Genomic DNA, 17624 nt, shown 5'->3' on the forward strand with positions numbered 1-17624 from the left:
GGAATGATCGATCAAGGGCTGTCCCCATAATCAGCCGGGGTCGATGCCACCGCCCGGCAGGTTAAAAATCAAGCTAAAGCGCCCCGGTTGCTGCGACCGGAGACACATCACAGCAGGTCGGCGGTTTAGCCGACCGCGCACAGGTGAAGTCTGGAGGGGAAAGCCTGACGAGGGGGGCCTATGTCCGACGAGACCAGCAACCGAACGAGCCGTCGCGCCGAACGCCCGGACGACGTGACCGACCCGCTGCTCTGGCAGCTCGCGGTCGACGTGCTCGACGCCCACGAGGCCGACGACGAGGGGCGCTGCCGCAACCTCCAGTGCGCCGGCCAGTCCTGGCCGTGTGCGGCGCGTACGACCGCCGAGCAGTCGTTGCGACTGGCCCGCAGCACCCCCGACTCGGTCGAGACGGCCACCGACGGTGGCGGGGACGGCACCGGCTGGCCGGCCGCCGCGCCGGCGCAGCGCTGGGGCTGGAACGGCGACGGGATGGCCCGCCGCGAGGCGAGGTCGGCCGCCTCGGCGGCGTGACCCGTCCCGCGAGGACAGCGCCAGACGAACGAACGCTCGGCCGGTGACCCGGCCGAGCGTTCGTCTGTACGTACGTCAGAGAGCGAGCCGCTGCCCCGGGAAGATCAGGCCCGGGTCCGCGCCGATCAGCTGACGGTTGCGCTCGTACAGGGCCTGCCAGCCGCCGCTGCGGGGGTGCCGCTCGGCGATCTCCGACAGGGTGTCGCCCGGCGCGACCACGTACGTGTCGCCGCTGGCCGCCGGGGCGGTCCGCTCGTGACCACGGGTAGCCGGCTGGTCGCCGCGTGACGGCCGCTCCTTGCCGGAGGTGGACGTCGACGACTTGGAGGTCGACTTCGTCGGGGACTTCGCGGTCGACTTCGTCGTGGTACCGCCCGACGAGCCGCCCTTGCGGCCGCAGGTCGGCCACGCGCCGATGCCCTGCCCGTCGAGCACCTTCTCGGCGATCGCGATCTGCTGGCCACGGCTGGCCAGGTCGGCGCGGGCGGCGTACTTGGTGCCGCCGTAGCCGGCCCAGGTGCCCTGCGAGAACTGCAACCCGCCGTAGTAGCCGTTCCCGGTATTGATCTTCCAGTTGCCGCCGGACTCGCACTGGGCGATCGCGTCCCAGTTGACACCGGCCTGGGCCGGGGCCGCCGGGCCGAAGAGGGCGACGGCGCCGGTGACCGCGCCGACCGCCAGGGTGCCGACGGCGACGCGGCGGGTGGTGACCCGTCGATGACGGGGGGTGTACGCAGACGTCATGGATCGTTCCTCCACGCCGGCGAGGTGAGCTGTCGGGTTCGGGCCGAGGAGCCCGGCCGCGCGCTGGCGGCTTCACCCCGAGGTGACATGCACCGAGGAACGTTGGGTCCCCCGCTCCTGCCCGGGTTCTGTATCCGACGACCGGGGGCAGGATTTGGCGTTGCCGGTCGCGGCGTCCACGGTGGTGGACCCGACCGACGGTAGGCACGGTGGGTGACGGTCGCCCAACGCTTGTGAAGTTGTTCACCGGCTCACGCGGGGCGCTGCGGCCAGCGGTTGCGGACGGCCTGCACCTGTGCAGCGGCCATCATGGACCGTTTCCGATCAGGGCCTGCTGTCACGGTTCGCTTGGGCCGGGCTCGGGGCGACACCGATCACGGCGCCCAGGGCGACCGTGCCGAGCAGGGCGGACGCGAACCTTCGCAGAGCACTTCGCACGATGATGACCTCCGGTGTCGTCACGACCGGGACCGGCCGTGAGTAGAGTTGCCGACATCGCGTTGATCGATGTCCTTGTGCCAACGATGATCTGCGCGGAAGGTCGACGAATTCCTGCCGGAATCTCAATCCGGCTGTCGCGGGGGTGCCGGTGGGGTGACCGGCGGTACAGCGAGTGGCGGTTCATGGAGATTCGGGTCCTCGGGCCGGTCGAGGTCTGGACGGACGGCCGTCCGGTCGATGCCGGAGCGGCCCGCCAGCGCGCCGTTCTGGCTGCGCTGGCGGTCGACGTGGGGCGACCGGTGCACCTGGACGCTCTGGTGGACCGGGTCTGGGGCGACGCGTCGCCGCCCAGGGTCCGCCACAACCTGCACGTCTACCTCGCCCGGCTCCGCCGCGTGCTGGCCGACGCGGGCGCACCGGACGTGCTGGCGCGACGGTCGGGCGGATACCTGCTGGACCTGCCACCGGAGACAGTGGACGGCCCGCACTTCGACGCGCTGCGGCAGCGTGCCGACGGGCTGCCCGACGGGGACCCCGAACGGGTGGAACTGCTGCGCCGGGCGCTTGAGCTGTGGCGGGGCGAGCCGCTGGCCGGGCTGCCGGGCGAGTGGGCGGCCCGGGTCCGGCAGGACTGGCACCGCCGGCACACCGACACCGCCGTGCAATGGGCCCGTGGGGTGTTGCGACGGGGCGAGCCGGATGCGGTGATCGATCCGCTGACCCGGCTCGCCGACGAGCATCCGCTCGACGAACGGGTCGCCGCGGTGCTGCTGCAAGCGTTGGCCTCGGCTGGTCGCGGGGCGCAGGCACTGACGTACTACGCCCGGCTGCGGGACCGGCTCGCTGACGCGCTCGGTGTGGACCCGGGCATCGAGCTTCGCCAACTGCACCAGGCCATCCTGCGCGGCGAGGTCACCTCGCCGACCCCGGAGGTGTCCCCCGTACCCGCCGGCGCGGTCATCGTCGCCCCGTCGCGGCCGGACCGCCCGGTCCCCGCGCAGTTGCCGTCGGACGTCCGGGGCTTCGCCGGGCGGCGTTCGGAGCTGGCCCGTCTGGACGCGCTGCGGGCGTCCGCCGAGGAACGACCCGGGGCCGTCCCCATGGCAGTGCTCTCCGGAGCGGGAGGGGTCGGCAAGACGGCCCTCGCCGTGCACTGGGCGCACCGGGTCGCCGGGCACTTTCCGGACGGGCAGCTCTACGCCAACCTGGAGGGCTACGGCCACAGCGGCGTCGTCCGAAGCGCGGAACAGGTCGTCCGGGGCTTCCTGGCCGCGCTCAGGGTGCCGCCGCGCGAGGTGCCGGCGGACGAGCAGGCGCAGACCGCGTTGTACCGCAGCCTGCTCGCCGGTCGGCGGGTGCTGGTGCTGCTCGACAACGCCCGTGACGCCGCGCAGGTACGGCCGCTGCTGCCGGGCGCGGCGGGCTGCCTGGTGCTGGTGACCAGCCGGGATCGGCTCACCGGTCTGGTGGCCACCGAGGGCGCCGAGGCGGTCGTGCTGGACCTGCTCAGCGCCGACGACGCCCACGCCCTGCTGTACGCGCGGATCGGGGCGCGGGCGGAGGCGGAGCGGGCCGCGGTCGACGATCTGGTCCGACTCTGTGACCGGCTACCGCTGGCCCTGGTCGTGGTGGCAGCCCGGGCGGTGGTCCGGCCCCAACTGCCGCTGGCCGAGTTGGGCGCGCAGCTGCGGGCCGGCGGCCGGCTGGACGGGCTCGACACGGGCGACCACGACAGCAGCGTGCGGGCGGCGCTGTCCTGGTCGTACCGGCTGCTGTCGGTGCCGACCGCGAGGCTGTTCCGGCTGGTCGGGGGCAGCACCGACGTGACGGTGAGCACGGCGGCCGGCGTCAGTCTCCTCGGTGCCGGACGCCGGGCCGTCCAGACGGCGTTCGCCGAGCTGGCGGACGCGCACCTGATGCTGGAGCGTGCCCCGGACCGGTACTCCATGCACGACCTGTTGCGGGCGTTCGCGGCCGAGCTGTCCGCCGAACACGATCCGGCCGGCGACCGGGCCGAGGCGCGCGGCCGGCTCTTCGACCACTACCTGCACAGCGCGCACGCCGCGGCGGTGCTGCCGCATCCGCACTGGGATCCGATCATCCTCGCCCCGGCCGTCGCGGGCGTACGCCCGGAAAAGTTCGGCGACCACGACGAGGCGGTGGCGTGGTTCACGTGCGAGCGCGACGTGCTGATCGCGCTCGTGGAACGGTGCGCCGCGAGCGGCGCCGACCGGCACGCCTGGCAGCTGGCGTGGAGCCTGACCAGTTTCCTGGACCGCCAGGGCGGCTGGCACGACCAGTTGGCGGTGCAGCGTTCGGCGCTGGCGGCGGCGCGGCGTGGCGGCGCGGCGGTCGGGCAGGCGTACGCGCACCGCAGCCTGGCGCGGGCGCAGGCCCGGCTGGGCCGGCTCGAGGAGGCGCCCGGTCAGCTCCGGCGGGCGCTGGAGCTGTTCCGCGAGCTGGGTGACCCCGCCAACCAGGCGCACACCTACCTCGATCTCGCCGAGGTGGCCGACCGGGAGGGCCGGCGAGCCGAGGTGGTCCAACATGCCGAGGCGGCGTTGGCGCTGTACCGGGAGGCGGGCCATCGTTACGGGCAGGCGATGGCCCTGAACGCGGTCGGCTGGTACCGGGCCCAACTCGGCGAGCACGACGCCGCCGTTGAGTCGTGCCAGCAGGCGCTGGAGCTGCTGCGCGAGTTCGACGACCGGCAGGGCCAGGCGCCCACCTGGGACACCCTCGGCTACGCGCAGCACCGCGCCGGACGACCAGCGGAGGCGGTCATCGCCTACCGGCACGCGCTGGCGCTGTACCGGGAGTTCCGGGACCGGTACTACGAGGCGGACACGCTGACGCACCTCGCGGAGGCGTTGGTCGACGCCGGCGATGCGGCGGAAGCGGCGCGGAGTTGGCGGACGGCGCTGGGCATCCTGGACGAGCTCGGCCACCCGGACGCGGAGCGGATCCGTCAACGGCTCACGGCAGCCGACGGGTCGTGACGGCGGGAACCGCTGTTCGGCCGGCCCACCGCCGCACCGACGGAGACCACGAACAAGACCAGGGACAAGATCGGAAACCAATCTCCCGTACGCGAATAGACAGTGCCGAACCCCGCCGTCGGGACGGCCGTGACCAGCAGCTCCGCGTCACCGGCGCCAGCCTCGCCCAGGATCCTGCCGCCCGGGTCGGTGACGGTCAGCCGGCCGAGTGCGGCGGCGCGGACCACAGTGAGCCCGTTCTCCACGCCACGGACGAGGGCCATCCGGCCGTGCAGCCAGCCGTCGGACGTGAAATCCAGCCCGGGGACGAGGAGCACCGAGGCGCCCTGTGCCCGATAGCGCCGGACCAGACCGGGATAGTCAAGGTCCTTGCAGATCGCCACGCCGAACCGCCCGTCCACGATCACGTCGTCGTCACCAGGCGTCAGCCAGTCCTCCAGGCCCGGGATTACGTGCTGCTTCTCGTACGTCCTGATCGTGCCGCCCGGATCCAGCACCAGCGCCACGTTGCTCGCGGTCCCGGCTCGCCGCAGCACCGCGCCGACGACGACCCGGGCCTCGGTCTGCCCGAGCGCGTCGACGAGCAGGGGCAGGGTGGCGTCTGTCACGGCGAACACCTTCTCCGGCAGCACGACGATCCGCGCCCCGCGCGCGGCCAGGCCCGAGACCCGCGGAACGTACCGGGCGAGCAGGTCACGCCCGGACGGTTCGTCGATCGGGAGGCCGTCCTCGGGCTGTCGCAGCGCGACGAGGCCCACGGTCAGCGGCTCGGCCGGGGCCGGAGAGCGGCTCAGTGACCAGGTCGACCACACGCCGATGCTGAGCACGAGAACGAGCAGGCAAGCGAGGGCGGGGCGTGGGCTGTCGAGCCCGGGAGCGCGGGTGGGCCGCAGGCTTCGCAGCAGGGCAGCGAGGGCGATCGGGACGGCCAGCAGCAGGTAGGTGACGCCCCACACGCCGGTGAGCGCGGTCAGCTGGATGACCGGGCGGACATCCGCCTGCGTGTAGGCCAGGCTCCACCACGCACCGTGGGGGAACAGACGGGACGTGGCGTACTCGCCCAGCACCCACAGTGACGGCACGGTGAGAACGGCTGTCACGGTTCGCCCGCGCAACAGGAGTGTCCGGGCGAGCAGGACCGTGCCGGCCGCCAGGCCGAGGCCGAGCAGGAACAGGCCGCCGACCACGGGGATCGGTAGTCGCAGGGTGCCGAGGTAGTAACCGACAATGCCGAGTTGGCCGATCGACCAGGCGAGAATCGCCGCGCAGAGCGCCGTCCTCGGGCGTACCCGCATCGAGGCGAGGATCAGCGGGATCGGGGCGAGCCAGGTCAGCGCGGCAACCGGGTGCAGCCCGGAGCCACCGAGCCAGAGCAGTCCACTCAGGAGTGCGGCGATGATCGTCGTCATGCGTCGATCATGCGGCGGGAGCGGCCGTGGCGGATCGCCGTACGAACTGGAAGTGACCTGGTCCTGTGGAGGGAGGCGCGGCAGCGCCGGGCCGGACCATACTGCCGACGTGAAGCGGTACGTCAATCTCGCCGTCACCATGGCCGCCGTGGCCGCGACAGTGCTGCCCGCCCTGGCCGGCGGGCCACGGGACTGGTGGGTGCTGCCGCTCGCGGTCGCGTCCTCGGTCCCGGTGCTGTGGCGTGACCGCGCACTGCTCCAGGTCGCCGTCGTCGTGGGTCTCGCCACGACAGTCTCCGCCTCGCTCGGCGCACCTCCGCTGCTGCCGGTCGGCCCGATCGTCTGCCTCTATACGTTCGCGGCGCGGTCCGCCCTGCCGATCCGCCTGCTCGGCATCCTGCTCACCGCCGGGGGCCTGCTGTTCTCGCTGCTCTATCCACACCCGGACGTGGAGGTGCTGCGATACCTGCTGGTCGCCTACAGCCTCTCGTACGCCCTGGGCACCACCGTCCGTGCCCACCGTACCCAGGTCATGGCCCTCGCCGAACGCGATCGTCGCCTCGCCGGTGAACGTGCGGCGGCCGTGCTGCGCGAACGCACCCGCATCGCCCGCGACCTGCACGACATCCTCACCCACGCGGTCGGCGTCATGATCGTCCAAGCGGAGGCGGGACCACTCCTGGTCCGCCCCGACCCGGACCGCGCCGACGCCACGTTTGCCACGATCGCGGCCACCGGAAGGGACGCGGTCGTCCAGCTCCGCCGCGCGGTCGGCAGCCTGCACGAACTCGCCGACCAGCCACTCGACCAGCCGGGCCTGGCCCACCTGCCCGTCCTCGTCGAACGCGTCCGCGCCACCGGACTCGACGCCGTGCTCACCGTTTCGCCCCCGCCGGACGGATCCGTTCCCGGACCGCTGGCCGAGGTCACGTCCGGTCCGCCGGCCGGTGTTGCCCTCGGGTTACCGTTCGAGCCGCCCGCAGACGTCGGGATCGCTGCCTACCGGATCGTGCAGGAGTCCCTGACCAATGTGGTGCGGCACGCCGAGGCCCGATCGGTACGCATCCTGCTGACCTACAACGCGGACTCCCTGACCGTGTCGATCACCGATGACGGTCGCGGCAACCGGGCTTTCGGCCCGGGGGTACCCGGATACGGGATCGTCGGCATGCGCGAGCGCGCCCGGGCGTACGGCGGGACCCTGCACACCGGCCCGGCCCCGGACAGCCGAGGCTTCACCGTCACCGCCACCCTGCCTCTCTCGGCATCCGTGGCCGTCTGATGCTGCGCGTCGTGCTCGCCGACGATCAGGACCTGTTCCGGGCCGGGTTCGCCACGATCTTCGGAGCCGAGCCGGACATCGAGGTGGTCGCCGAGGCCCCCGACGGCGCCGCCGCCGTGCAGGCCGCCCTGGACCACCTTCCCGACGTCGTCCTGATGGACATGCGCATGCCGGTCCTCGACGGAGTCGCCGCGACCCGGCGCGTCTGCTCACTCACCCCGAGCCGGGTCCTCGCCCTGACCATGTTCGACACCGACGACTACCTCTACGCGGCCCTGCGTGCCGGTGCCAGCGGCTTCCTGCTCAAGGACGCCCCACGAGCAGACCTGGTCAACGCGGTCCGCGTGGTCGCCGCCGGCGACGCGCTGCTCGCCCCCGGGGTCACCGCCCGGGTGATCGGCGAACTACACCGGCGTGGCCACCCGGATCCGGCGCTCGCCGCCGCGGTGACCGCCCTGACCGCCCGCGAGACGGACGTACTGCGCCTGATCGCGGCCGGCCTGTCCAACGCCGAGATCGCCGCGCACCACCACCTGAGCGAGCACACGGTGAAGACTCACGTCGGCAACCTGCTCGCCAAACTGAACCTGCGCGACCGGGCCCAGGCAGTCATGATCGCCTACGAATCCGGCCTGGTGATCCCCGGCCGCTGACCGGTGGCGAGGTCACGGTCCGCCGACCTCGTCGATCATGGAGTCGTGGTGCCTGTCAGGCACCACGATGGGCGCTTTGTCACCCACCACAACTCCATGATCGACGAGGCGAGGCAGTTCGGGACAAGGCTTACAGGGTGCGCGCTAGCCGGTCGGCGAGCGTACGGGTGAACCGGGCCGGGTCGGTCAGCTCGCCGCCCTCGGCGAGGACCGCCAGGCCGTACAGCAGCTCGGCGGTCTCGGTCAGGGCCGGGCCTGAGTCGCCCTGCTCGTGGGCCTTGCGCAGCCCGGCCACCAGCGGGTGACCCGGATTGATCTCCAGGATCCGCTTGGTCGAGGGGACCTCGTGCCCCATCGCCCGGTACATCTTCTCCAGCGTCGGCGTGAGGTCGTGCGCGTCACCGACCACACAGGCCGGTGAGGTGGTCAGCCGCGAGGACAGGCGGACCTCCCGGACGCTGTCGGCCAGGGTCGTGCCCAGCCAGTCCACCAGCGCGGCGAACTCCTGCCGCTGCTGCTCACGCTCCGCCTCGGCCTGCTGCTTCTCCTCGTCGGTGTCCAGGTCGACCTGGCCCTTGGCGATCGAGCGCAGCGGCTTGCCGTCGTACTCGCCGACGCGCTCGACCCACACCTCGTCGACCGGGTCGGTGAGCAGCAGCACCTCGTGGCCCTTGGCCCGGAACGCCTCCAGGTGCGGGGAGTTCTCGATGGTGGTCCGGGAGTCGCCGGTGGCGTACCAGATGTCGGTCTGGCCGTCCTTCATCCGCGACACGTAGCCGGCCAGGTCGGTGGGCTCCGTCGCGTCCTGGGTGGACGCGACCGACAGGATCTCCAGCAGGGTGTCGCGGTTGTCGGTGTCGTCGATCAGCCCTTCCTTGACCACCGCGCCGAACTCGGTCCAGAAGGTGCGGTAGCGCTCGGCGTGGTTGGCCTTGAGGTCCTTGACGGTGGCGAGGACCTTCTTGACCAGGCGGCGGCGGACGATCTGGATCTGCCGGTCCTGTTGGAGGATCTCGCGGGAGATGTTCAGCGACAGGTCGTGGGCGTCGACGACACCCTTGACGAAGCGCAGGTAGGTGGGGACCAGCGCCTCGCAGTCGTCCATGATGAACACGCGCTTGACGTAGAGCTGCACGCCACGGCGGCCCTGCGGGGAGAACATGTCCAGCGGGGCGTGGCTGGGCAGGAACAGCAGCGCCTCGTACTCGAAGGTGCCCTCGCCCTTCATGTGCACGACCTCGAGCGGGTCGGCCCAGTCGTGGCTGACGTGCTTGTAGAACTCGTTGTACTCGGCGGCGTCGACCTCGTCGCGGGAACGCGCCCACAGCGCCTTCATCGAGTTGAGGGTCTGCACCCCGCTGGTGGGCGGCTCGCCCTCGGCGCCCGAGCGCTCGACGCTCATGCGGATCGGCCACGCGATGAAGTCGGAGTAGCGCTTGACGATCTCGCGGATCGTCCACTCGGCGGTGTAGTCGTGCAGGTTGTCCTCGGTGTCGGCCGGCTTGAGGTGCAGGGTCACCGAGGTGCCCGCCGGTGCCTCGTCGACGGACTCGATCGAGTAGGTGCCCTCGCCGGTGGACTCCCAGCGGGTGCCGCCGGTCTCGCCGGCCTTGCGGGTCAGCAGGGTGACCCGGTCGGCGACCATGAAAGCGGCATAGAAGCCGACGCCGAACTGCCCGATCAGTTCCTGCGAGGCGCGGGCGTCGGCGGATTCGCGTAGCTGGCGCAGCAGCTCGGCGGTGCCGGACTTGGCGATCGTGCCGATCAGCCGGACCACCTCGTCACGGGTCATCCCGATGCCGTTGTCCCGCACGGTCAGCGTGCGCGCGTCCCGGTCGACCTCGATGGCGACGTGCAGGTCGTCGGTGTCGGCGACGAGGTCCTTGTCGACGAGCGTCGCCAGCCGCAGCTTGTCCAGGGCGTCGGACGCGTTCGAGATGAGTTCCCGCAGGAAGACGTCCTTGTTCGAGTAGATCGAGTGGACGACCAGCTGGAGGAGCTGACGCGCCTCGGCCTGGAACTCCAACGTCTCGGCCTGGTTGCTCACACCGTCTCCCTTCTCGGCTCGTACGGAGGTTCGCGCAAAGGATACGAGCCGTCACCGGCGCAGGTGTGTGCGCCTCCGGGTCGTATTCCCGATTCCCGTGCGCCCGTCGCGTGACCTACCTGACTTTGCTTAGCAAAAGTCAGCCGGATAGCGTTCCTGTCGACAAGCGGCCTCGGCCCCGCCACGAACCCTGGAGCATTCCCATGAAGATCGCTGGAAGCACCGCCCTCGTCACCGGCGCCAACCGGGGCTTCGGCCGGCACCTGGCCGCCGAACTCGTCGCCCGCGGCGCGACGGTCTACGCCGGCGCCCGCAACCCCGACTCCGTCGACCTGCCCGGCGTGACGCCGGTCCGGCTGGACATCACCGACCCCGCCTCGGTGGCCGCCGCCGCCAAGCTGGCCGGCGACGTGAACCTGTTGATCAACAATGCCGGCATCGAGACGGGCACGGACCTCCTCGACGGGGACCTGGAGCTCGTCCGCCTGGAGCTGGAGACCCACTACCTCGGCAACCTGTCGATGATCCGCTCGTTCGCGCCGGTCATCGCCGGCAACGGCGGCGGAACCATCCTGAACGTGCTCTCCGCGCTGTCCTGGGTCAACTTCCCCGCCGTCGGGGCGTACGGTGCCGCGAAGTCGGCCGAGTGGGCGATGACCAACGCCCTGCGCGTGCAGCTCGCCGAGCGGGGCGTCCGCGTCGCCGGCCTGCACGTCGGCTACATGGACACCGACATGACGGCCGGAGTCACCGCCCCGAAGTCCGACCCGGCGGTGATCGCCCGGCTCGGCATCGACGGCATCGAGGCCGACTCGTACGAGATCGTCACCGACGACACCAGCCGGCAGGTGCAGGCCGGGCTCGCCGGCGGGGTCGCCGCGCTCTACCCGCAGCTCCCCTGACCGTTTCCCGGCCGAGGACGCGACGGGCCGCCGCCGGCATGCACCGGCGGCGGCCCGCCCCTGTCGGGTACGCGGTCAGCTCCCGCCGCGCACCCGGTCACACGCCGCGGTCAGCACCCACCGCAGGTGTAGAAGAGGATGTCCCAGTGGCTGCCTTCCTTCGTGTAGAGGTTGCCCGACGCGGCCCGGTACTGGTATCCGAACCCGGAGATGTAGCCGACATAGGTGTAGTTCGCGGAGATGTAGTTCTGGATACACGTCCTCAACGCGATGTCGAGCTTGTAGCCGTTCCAGTGGCTGTAGGTGCCCCCGGCGTGCCCGACCTCGGTCCCCGCGGTGATGGTGACCGCGCAGCCGCTGGCCCGCTTGAAGGTGATGATGCCGTCGATGGTGGCCTGCCGGACCCCGTCGAACGAGGTGCAGGTGGACACGTTGCGGTCGCTGCAGTTGCCGCTGGAGGTCCAGGAGATGCCGGCGGCTCGCAGCTGCGAGGTGGCGCTGGAATGGCTGATGGCGAAGGCCGGAGCGGCCAGGCCGAACGTGGCGCAGACCGTCGCCAGGGTGGCCACGAGCAGCGTGAGCACGCGGCGGCGCAGGGTGGATCGAGTGGGTGACATGGCACTCCCGTTCGCGCGAGGGGCGGAATTCTGCGAATCAGGGGCCGGCCTTGAAGGATTTCTACCAGAGATAGACGGGCATGACCAGATGTCGGGTGGGAGCGCGCGACGCACGCCCCCACCCGACGCGCCTCAGCTGGCCTGCAGCGTCACGTCGTCGATCACGAAGCTGGTCTGCAACGACGAGTCCTCGGTGCCGGTGAACTTGAGGGTCACCGTCTGCCCGGCGAACCCGGCCACGTTGAACGTGCGCTGGGTGTAGCCCGAGGCGGCGTTCAGGTTCGAGTACGTCGCCAGGGTGGTCGAGCCCACCTGCACGGTGAGCTTGTCGTACGCCGTGGAGGTGGTCGTCTCGGCCGTGTCGATGTGCAGCCAGAACGACAGCGTGTAGCTGGCGCAACCGGCCGGCACGGTCACCGACTGGGACAGGGTGTCGGTGTGGGTGCTGCCGTACCCGTCGAGCCACGCCTTGTAGGACCCGGTCCGGGCCGCCTGGCCGCTGGAATTGGTGATCACGCCGGAGGAGGCGGTCCACGGTGTGGTGCCGCTCTCGAAGCCCCCGTTGCCGACCACCTGCCCACCGGCACAGCCCCCGGTACCGGTCACCGTGAGGGTGAGGCTGGCGGTCCGGGTGACCGAGCCGGTGCCGGTGACCGTGACGGTGACGGTGCCGGTGGCGGCGCTGGATGACGCGGTCAGCGTCACCGTGGCCGAGCCGCCGGAGGTCACCGACGACGGGCTGAACGAGACGCTCACCCCGCTGGGCGCGCCGGACGCGCTGAGGCTGACGGTCTGCGCCGAGCCGGAGGTGGTCGCGGTGCTGACCGTGGCGCTGGTGCTGGCGCCCCGGGCCACACTGAGCGCGGTGGGGCTGACCGCGACCGAGAAGTCGTTGGTCGGAGTGCCGGTGCCCACGGCGAGCTGCCACAGCGCGTACGCGACGCCGTCGGCGGACCGGTTCAGCACGGTGGCGCTGACGTTGGCGGTGGTGTCACAGGAGCGGTGGTAGCAGGAGTCGTACGCCGCGTTGGCGGTGCCGCCCCACTTGGCCGCCTGGCTGCTGGTCTTGCGGGCGCTCGCGCCCGCCGCGTACCCGGAGGTGGGGATGCCGGCCTGCTGGAAGTAGTAGTCGTCGGACCGGCCCTGACCCTCGACGTTCTCCTCCGGTTGCAGCCCCAGCGAGTCCCAGTACGCCTTCAGCGGCGCCGCCGTGGTGGAGCTGACCCGGTTGATGAAGTAGCCGCCGTTGGTGGAGCCGACCATGTCGAAGTTGTAGTAGCCCTTGATGTAGCCACGCTGGGTGGAGTTGAGCGAGTTAACGTAGAAGCGGGAGCCGTTGAGCCCCTGCTCCTCGTCGGTCCACCAGGCGAACCGGACCTTCTTCGTCACGGTCGGGTTCTGCGCGGCGAGGACCAGGGCGTTCTCCAGCAGGGTGGCCGAGCCGGAGCCGTTGTCGTTGATTCCCGGGCCGGCCGAGACGCCGTCCAGGTGAGCGCCGAACATGACCACCTGGTCGGCCGGGCCGCCGGGCCACTCGGCGATGAGGTTGTTCGACGGGTACGTGCAGCTGGAGCAGTACTGCTCGCTGACGGTGTAGCCGGCCGCCTGAAGCTTCGTCTTGACGTAGCTGAGCGAGGCGGTGTAGCCGGCGGACCCGGCCCGCCGGTTGCCGCCGTTGCTGCTGGCGATGGAGTTGAACTGGGTCAGGTGCGCCTGGACGTTGCTGACGGAGATGTCCGGCGCCGCCAGGACGGCGGCGGACGCGGCGGTCGGCCGGGTCGCTGTCGTCGCGGCGGAGGGTGACGCGGTCGCCGGCTGGGCGGCCAGCGTCACCGTCATCCCGGCGAACACGGCGAGCGCGATTCCCGCGCTCAGCGTTCTGCCTCTCATGGGGGCTCCTCGGGGGTTGGAGAGATAACCGAGACACTTGCAGGGATCTATGTAGGCGGCATCGGTCGTTCGTCCCGAACCCCCACCGGTTTGACGATGGGTACCGGCGTCGGCACAGGTGAGTAGAGGTGCCAGGATGTGAGTAGAGGTGCCAGGATGGGTAGGTAACACAGCAGGGGTCATCGGGCCCGGAACGGGGGCTAGCGATGAGGCCGGGTCGAGCGTGACACGACCCCGCACCGACCTGTTCGACGACGGGGGCGCCACCGGACGGCTGATGGCGGAGCTGGACTGGGCCGGCACACCGCTCGGCGCGGTGTCCAACTGGCCGCAGAGCCTGCGCGCCGCCGTACGGGTCGTGCTCTCCTCCCGCTACCCGATGCTGCTGCTCTGGGGCGAGCACTTCTCCCAGCTCTACAACGACGCCTACTCCGCGCTGATCGGCGACAAGCACCCCGCCGCGCTGGGCGGCGACGTGCGGGCGACCTTGGCCGAGGGCTGGGACGTCCTCGCCCCCCTCATCGAGCAGGCCATGGCGACCGGGGTGGCCAGTTGGGTGCCCGCCCTGCAACTCCTGCTGGAGCGCGCCGGCTACCGCGAGGAGGCGTACTTCAGCGTCTCGCACGCCCCGGCCCGGGACGACGACGGCCGCACCGTGGGCGTGCTGACGGTGTGCAGCGAGGTCACCGAGCAGGTCGTCGGCGAACGGCGACTGCGGCTGCTGCGCGACCTGTCCCTGCGCGGCGACGGCCGCACGGTCGACGTGGACGCGACCTGCGCGCGGCTGATCGACGCGATCGACGGTCACCCGCTGGACGTGCCGTTCGCCGCGATCTACCTGCGCGACGGGGGAACCCTGCGGCGGATCGCCAGCGCCGGCGGCGACCCGGGCCACGCGACCGTCACCGCAGCTCTGCCGACCGTCGTCGACCTGGCCGACCCGGGCCCGGCGGCCCGCGCCTGGGCGCTACCGGACGCCGCGTCGGGGCGGCCCACCGAGGTGACCGGCGTCGCCGAGCGGCTGCCGCTTCCCGCCGGCCCGTGGGGCGATCCGGCCCGCGCCGCGCTGGCGCTGCCGCTGCCGTCGGGTGCTGCCGAGGACCAGCCGGTCGGCGTCCTGCTGGTCGGCGTCAGCCCCAACCGCTCGCTGGACGAGGCGTACCGCTCCTTCTACCAACTGCTGACGCAGCAGGTGTCAACGGCGGTGCGCAACGCCCGGGAGTACGAGCAGGAGCGGCTACGCGCCGAGACGCTGGCCGAGCTGGACCGGGTGAAAACCACCTTCTTCACCAACGTCAGCCACGAGTTCCGTACCCCGTTGACCCTCATGCTCGGACCGTTGGCCGACGCCCTCGCCGACACCGCCGCGCCCCTGACGCCACCGCAGCGCGAGCGGGTCGAGACCGCCTGGCGCAGCGCAACCCGCCTGTTGACGCTGGTCAACAGCCTGCTCACCTTCTCCAGCCTGGAGGCCGGCCGGGCTCGCAGCGACGCTCACGAGGTCGACCTGCCGGCCCTCACCGCCGAGCTGGCCAGCGTCTTCCGCGCCGCCGTCGAGCGGGCCGGGCTGACCCTGGACGTCGACTGCCCACCGCTGCCCCACCCGGTCACCGTCGATCCGGTCAACTGGGAACGCATCGTCAGCAACCTGCTGTCCAACGCCCTGAAGTACACGTTCATCGGTGGCATCCGCGTCGTCGTGGACGCCGACCACGACGAGGTACGCCTGACCGTCGCCGACACCGGCATCGGGATCGCCGAGGCGGACCTGCCGAAGCTCTTCGAACGCTTCCACCGGGTGCAGGGCGCGCGGTCGCGCAGCCACGAGGGCACCGGGATCGGCCTGGCCCTGGTCAACGAGCTGGCCCGGCTGGAGGGCGGCGAGGTGCGGGTGACCAGCCAGGTGGGCGCCGGCACCACCTTCACCGTGGCCCTGCCCTGGTCGGCGACGCGACGCGCGGCGGCGACCGGTCCGTCCCCCGAAGCGCGGGGGGACGCGGCACGCGCCGCCGTCCAGGAGGCGACAGGCTGGCTGACCGACCCGGCCGGAGACGTCGCCGAGCCCGCCCCGGCGCCCGGTCCGGCCGCCGACGAGCTGGCCGGTGCACGGATCCTGCTCGCCGACGACAACAGCGACATGCGCGCGTACCTGAGTCGGCTGCTCGCCGCGCAGGGCTGGCGGGTGCGGTCGGTCACCGACGGCCGCCAAGCCCTCGACGCGATCCACCGGGAGCCACCGGACCTGGTGCTCACCGACGTGATGATGCCCGTGCTGGACGGCTTCGACCTGGTCCGCCGGTTGCGCGCGGACCCCGCGACCCGGTCGCTGCCGGTGCTCGTGCTCTCCGCGCGAGCGGGCGAGGAGGCCAGCGTGGCGGGTCTAAGCCTGGGCGCCGACGACTACCTGGTGAAGCCCTTCGCCGCCGCCGAGCTGATCGCCCGGATCCGGACCGCCATCCGCCGCGCGCGCACCGAGGTCTCCGGCGACGACGCCCCCGCGCCGAGCGTCGACGGCGACCCGACGTCGAGCACTTCCGCCCGCCACGCGCCGGTCGAGGTCCAGCCCGAGCCGAGCGCGCCCGTCGCTGATCGCGTTGTCGATTCCGCGCCGGGCGACCCGGTCAGCACGTCGACGGGCGACCCGGACAGCACGTCGACGGCCGGCCGCCTGGACGACGACGGGCTCGGCGACCGGCTGGACACGCACTGGACGTACCCGTCGGCGCCCACCTCGGCGGCCGCCATGCGACAGGACGTCCGGCGGGCGTTGGACGACCTGGACGTCGACGGCGACGTGGCGGAGGATCTGCTGCTCGCCGCCTCCGAGGCGATGAACAACGCCGTCGAGCACGCGCAACGACCCAGCCGCCCCGAGGTGCGGGTCCGGCTCCAGGTGGGCGACACGCTGGTCCGGATCTCGGTACGCGACTTCGGCACCTGGCGGGACCGTCGACCGGCCATGGACCGGGGCCGGGGCGCGCTACTGATGAACGCCTACGGCGACGTACGGCTCGTCTCCACCGGCGAGGGCACCACCGTGACCATCGAACGCCGACTGAGCTGATCGGGCACCAGCGATGAGCCCTCTGGCACTTGGACCGGGTTCCGGGACCCACCGGGTGCGTGGAACGGCGATCCGGGCCACGATCAGGTCCGATGACTTGGAAGGCCTCGAATCTCATGGGACGGCGTGTTGAGCCTCTCGGCCGCCGGCTAGGAGCCCTCGCCTACCTCGCCGTCACGCAGCGACCCATGACGTCGTTGTACGACGGCGGGGAATCGGGCGGATCCCGCTGCTGTGGCACGTCAGTTAGTGGGGCCAACGTTGCCCGGACCCCGCCGTTGTACGTCGGCAAGCGCCAATGAGAATGTCAGTATGGCGACTCGATGGGACGAGACGTGGCACCGGCTGCTCATGTGGACGTCAGGCCAAGGGGCATCCGAGCGCCTAGCGGCACAGGTCGTGCTCAGCGAAGGGTATGGGCGTTTCGATCCAAGTCATCCTTTAGGCGGGCCCGACGACAAGAAGGATGCCGTCATGCGTCGCGACGGAATGACCTGGATCATGGCCGCCTATTTCCCTCGCGGCCAGCAGGCGTACAAGACAATCAAGAGAAAATTCGAATTGGACGCGGCCGGAATTGTAGCCAATGGCGTTGATGGCATCGCCTTCGTATGCAACCAGGAACTCTCGCCAGCACAACGAGCCGATTTGCTGGCCACCGCAGGCGGCGAGTGCGACATCTATCACTTGGAACGGATTGTTGCCATCTTAGATCGACCTGAAATGCGGGCGATCCGCGCACAATTCTTAGGATTCGATTCGAACGATAACGGCCAGGCCGAACTGGCCTTACGACGGCAGCTCATTCGTGAGCGCATTGATCTGTTCGCAGGAGCGATCGAGTGGCTAGCAGTTAAGCCGAAGTGGCGACGCAACAAGGACAGCAAATTCTTTATTCTTGAAGTCCATGGCATAGAGGGCATCTATGCTCAATTTATGCGCGAAGTGGACGGGGTGCACGTCGAGCTAGTGACGTGATCTCAACAAGAATCCGGTAGGTATCGGTATTCGAAATGGGTGAGGTGGAGAGCGGCGCGGACGATGT

12 protein-coding genes and 1 riboswitch are annotated in these 17624 nt (G+C 71.1%); of the genes, 7 read left to right on the forward strand and 5 right to left on the reverse strand.

Features of this window, described 5'->3' with window-relative positions; genetic code table 11:
- Positions 1-180 precede the first annotated feature (180 nt).
- Positions 181-531, forward strand: coding sequence for a hypothetical protein (locus tag ACLQ25_RS31035; protein ID WP_425734288.1), 351 nt, complete (start codon positions 181-183; stop codon positions 529-531).
- A gap of 75 nt (positions 532-606) precedes the next feature.
- On the opposite strand, the gene ACLQ25_RS31040 is transcribed toward ACLQ25_RS31035, so the two are convergent.
- The gene (locus tag ACLQ25_RS31040) at positions 607-1275 is read right to left on the reverse strand and encodes a transglycosylase family protein (protein ID WP_425734289.1); all 669 of its coding nucleotides are present in this window, start codon (positions 1273-1275) and stop codon (positions 607-609) included.
- A riboswitch (cyclic di-AMP (ydaO/yuaA leader) is annotated at positions 1275-1418 on the reverse strand. It overlaps the preceding gene by 1 nt.
- Positions 1419-1898: 480 nt before the next feature.
- On the opposite strand from ACLQ25_RS31040, the gene ACLQ25_RS31045 reads away from it, so the two are divergent.
- Positions 1899-4715 (forward strand): AfsR/SARP family transcriptional regulator, encoded by a 2817-nt coding sequence (locus tag ACLQ25_RS31045; RefSeq protein WP_425734290.1) that lies wholly within the window; start codon positions 1899-1901, stop codon positions 4713-4715.
- Here the strand turns inward: ACLQ25_RS31045 and ACLQ25_RS31050 are convergent.
- The gene (locus tag ACLQ25_RS31050) at positions 4685-6124 is read right to left on the reverse strand and encodes a nitrilase-related carbon-nitrogen hydrolase (RefSeq protein ID WP_425734291.1); all 1440 of its coding nucleotides are present in this window, start codon (positions 6122-6124) and stop codon (positions 4685-4687) included. The two genes, ACLQ25_RS31045 and ACLQ25_RS31050, sit on opposite strands and share 31 nt — an antisense overlap.
- Positions 6125-6233: 109 nt before the next feature.
- Between ACLQ25_RS31050 and ACLQ25_RS31055 the strand changes: the two genes are divergently transcribed.
- Together ACLQ25_RS31055 and ACLQ25_RS31060 are read left to right on the forward strand one after the other, a co-directional pair.
- Positions 6234-7406: a sensor histidine kinase gene (locus tag ACLQ25_RS31055; protein WP_425734292.1), complete on the forward strand. Its 1173-nt coding sequence runs from the start codon at positions 6234-6236 to the stop codon at positions 7404-7406.
- Positions 7406-8059, forward strand: coding sequence for a response regulator transcription factor (locus ACLQ25_RS31060; RefSeq protein ID WP_425734293.1), 654 nt, complete (start codon positions 7406-7408; stop codon positions 8057-8059). Before ACLQ25_RS31055 ends, ACLQ25_RS31060 begins: the two co-directional genes overlap by 1 nt.
- Positions 8060-8189: 130 nt before the next feature.
- Here ACLQ25_RS31060 and htpG read toward each other — a convergent pair whose 3' ends face one another.
- Complete coding sequence (htpG, locus tag ACLQ25_RS31065) at positions 8190-10106, reverse strand: molecular chaperone HtpG (protein WP_425734294.1); 1917 nt, start codon at positions 10104-10106, stop codon at positions 8190-8192.
- A gap of 203 nt (positions 10107-10309) precedes the next feature.
- Between htpG and ACLQ25_RS31070 the strand changes: the two genes are divergently transcribed.
- Entirely contained in the window at positions 10310-11008 is a 699-nt protein-coding gene (locus tag ACLQ25_RS31070) for an SDR family oxidoreductase (protein WP_425734295.1), read from the forward strand.
- A gap of 110 nt (positions 11009-11118) precedes the next feature.
- Here the strand turns inward: ACLQ25_RS31070 and ACLQ25_RS31075 are convergent, their stop codons facing one another.
- Both ACLQ25_RS31075 and ACLQ25_RS31080 read right to left on the reverse strand, forming a co-directional pair.
- Positions 11119-11625, reverse strand: coding sequence for a hypothetical protein (locus ACLQ25_RS31075; protein ID WP_425734296.1), 507 nt, complete (start codon positions 11623-11625; stop codon positions 11119-11121).
- Between the two features lie 132 nt (positions 11626-11757).
- Complete coding sequence (locus ACLQ25_RS31080) at positions 11758-13515, reverse strand: M28 family peptidase (RefSeq protein WP_425734297.1); 1758 nt, start codon at positions 13513-13515, stop codon at positions 11758-11760.
- A gap of 223 nt (positions 13516-13738) precedes the next feature.
- On the opposite strand from ACLQ25_RS31080, the gene ACLQ25_RS31085 reads away from it, so the two are divergent.
- Both ACLQ25_RS31085 and ACLQ25_RS31090 read left to right on the forward strand, forming a co-directional pair.
- Positions 13739-16579: an ATP-binding protein gene (locus ACLQ25_RS31085; protein WP_425734298.1), complete on the forward strand. Its 2841-nt coding sequence runs from the start codon at positions 13739-13741 to the stop codon at positions 16577-16579.
- A gap of 312 nt (positions 16580-16891) precedes the next feature.
- Positions 16892-17557, forward strand: coding sequence for a hypothetical protein (locus tag ACLQ25_RS31090; RefSeq protein WP_425734299.1), 666 nt, complete (start codon positions 16892-16894; stop codon positions 17555-17557).
- The last annotated feature ends 67 nt before the right edge of the window (positions 17558-17624 follow it).

Origin of the sequence: Micromonospora sp. DT44, from assembly GCF_049841635.1 — a bacterium.
In the GTDB taxonomy this organism is placed as follows: domain Bacteria; phylum Actinomycetota; class Actinomycetes; order Mycobacteriales; family Micromonosporaceae; genus Micromonospora.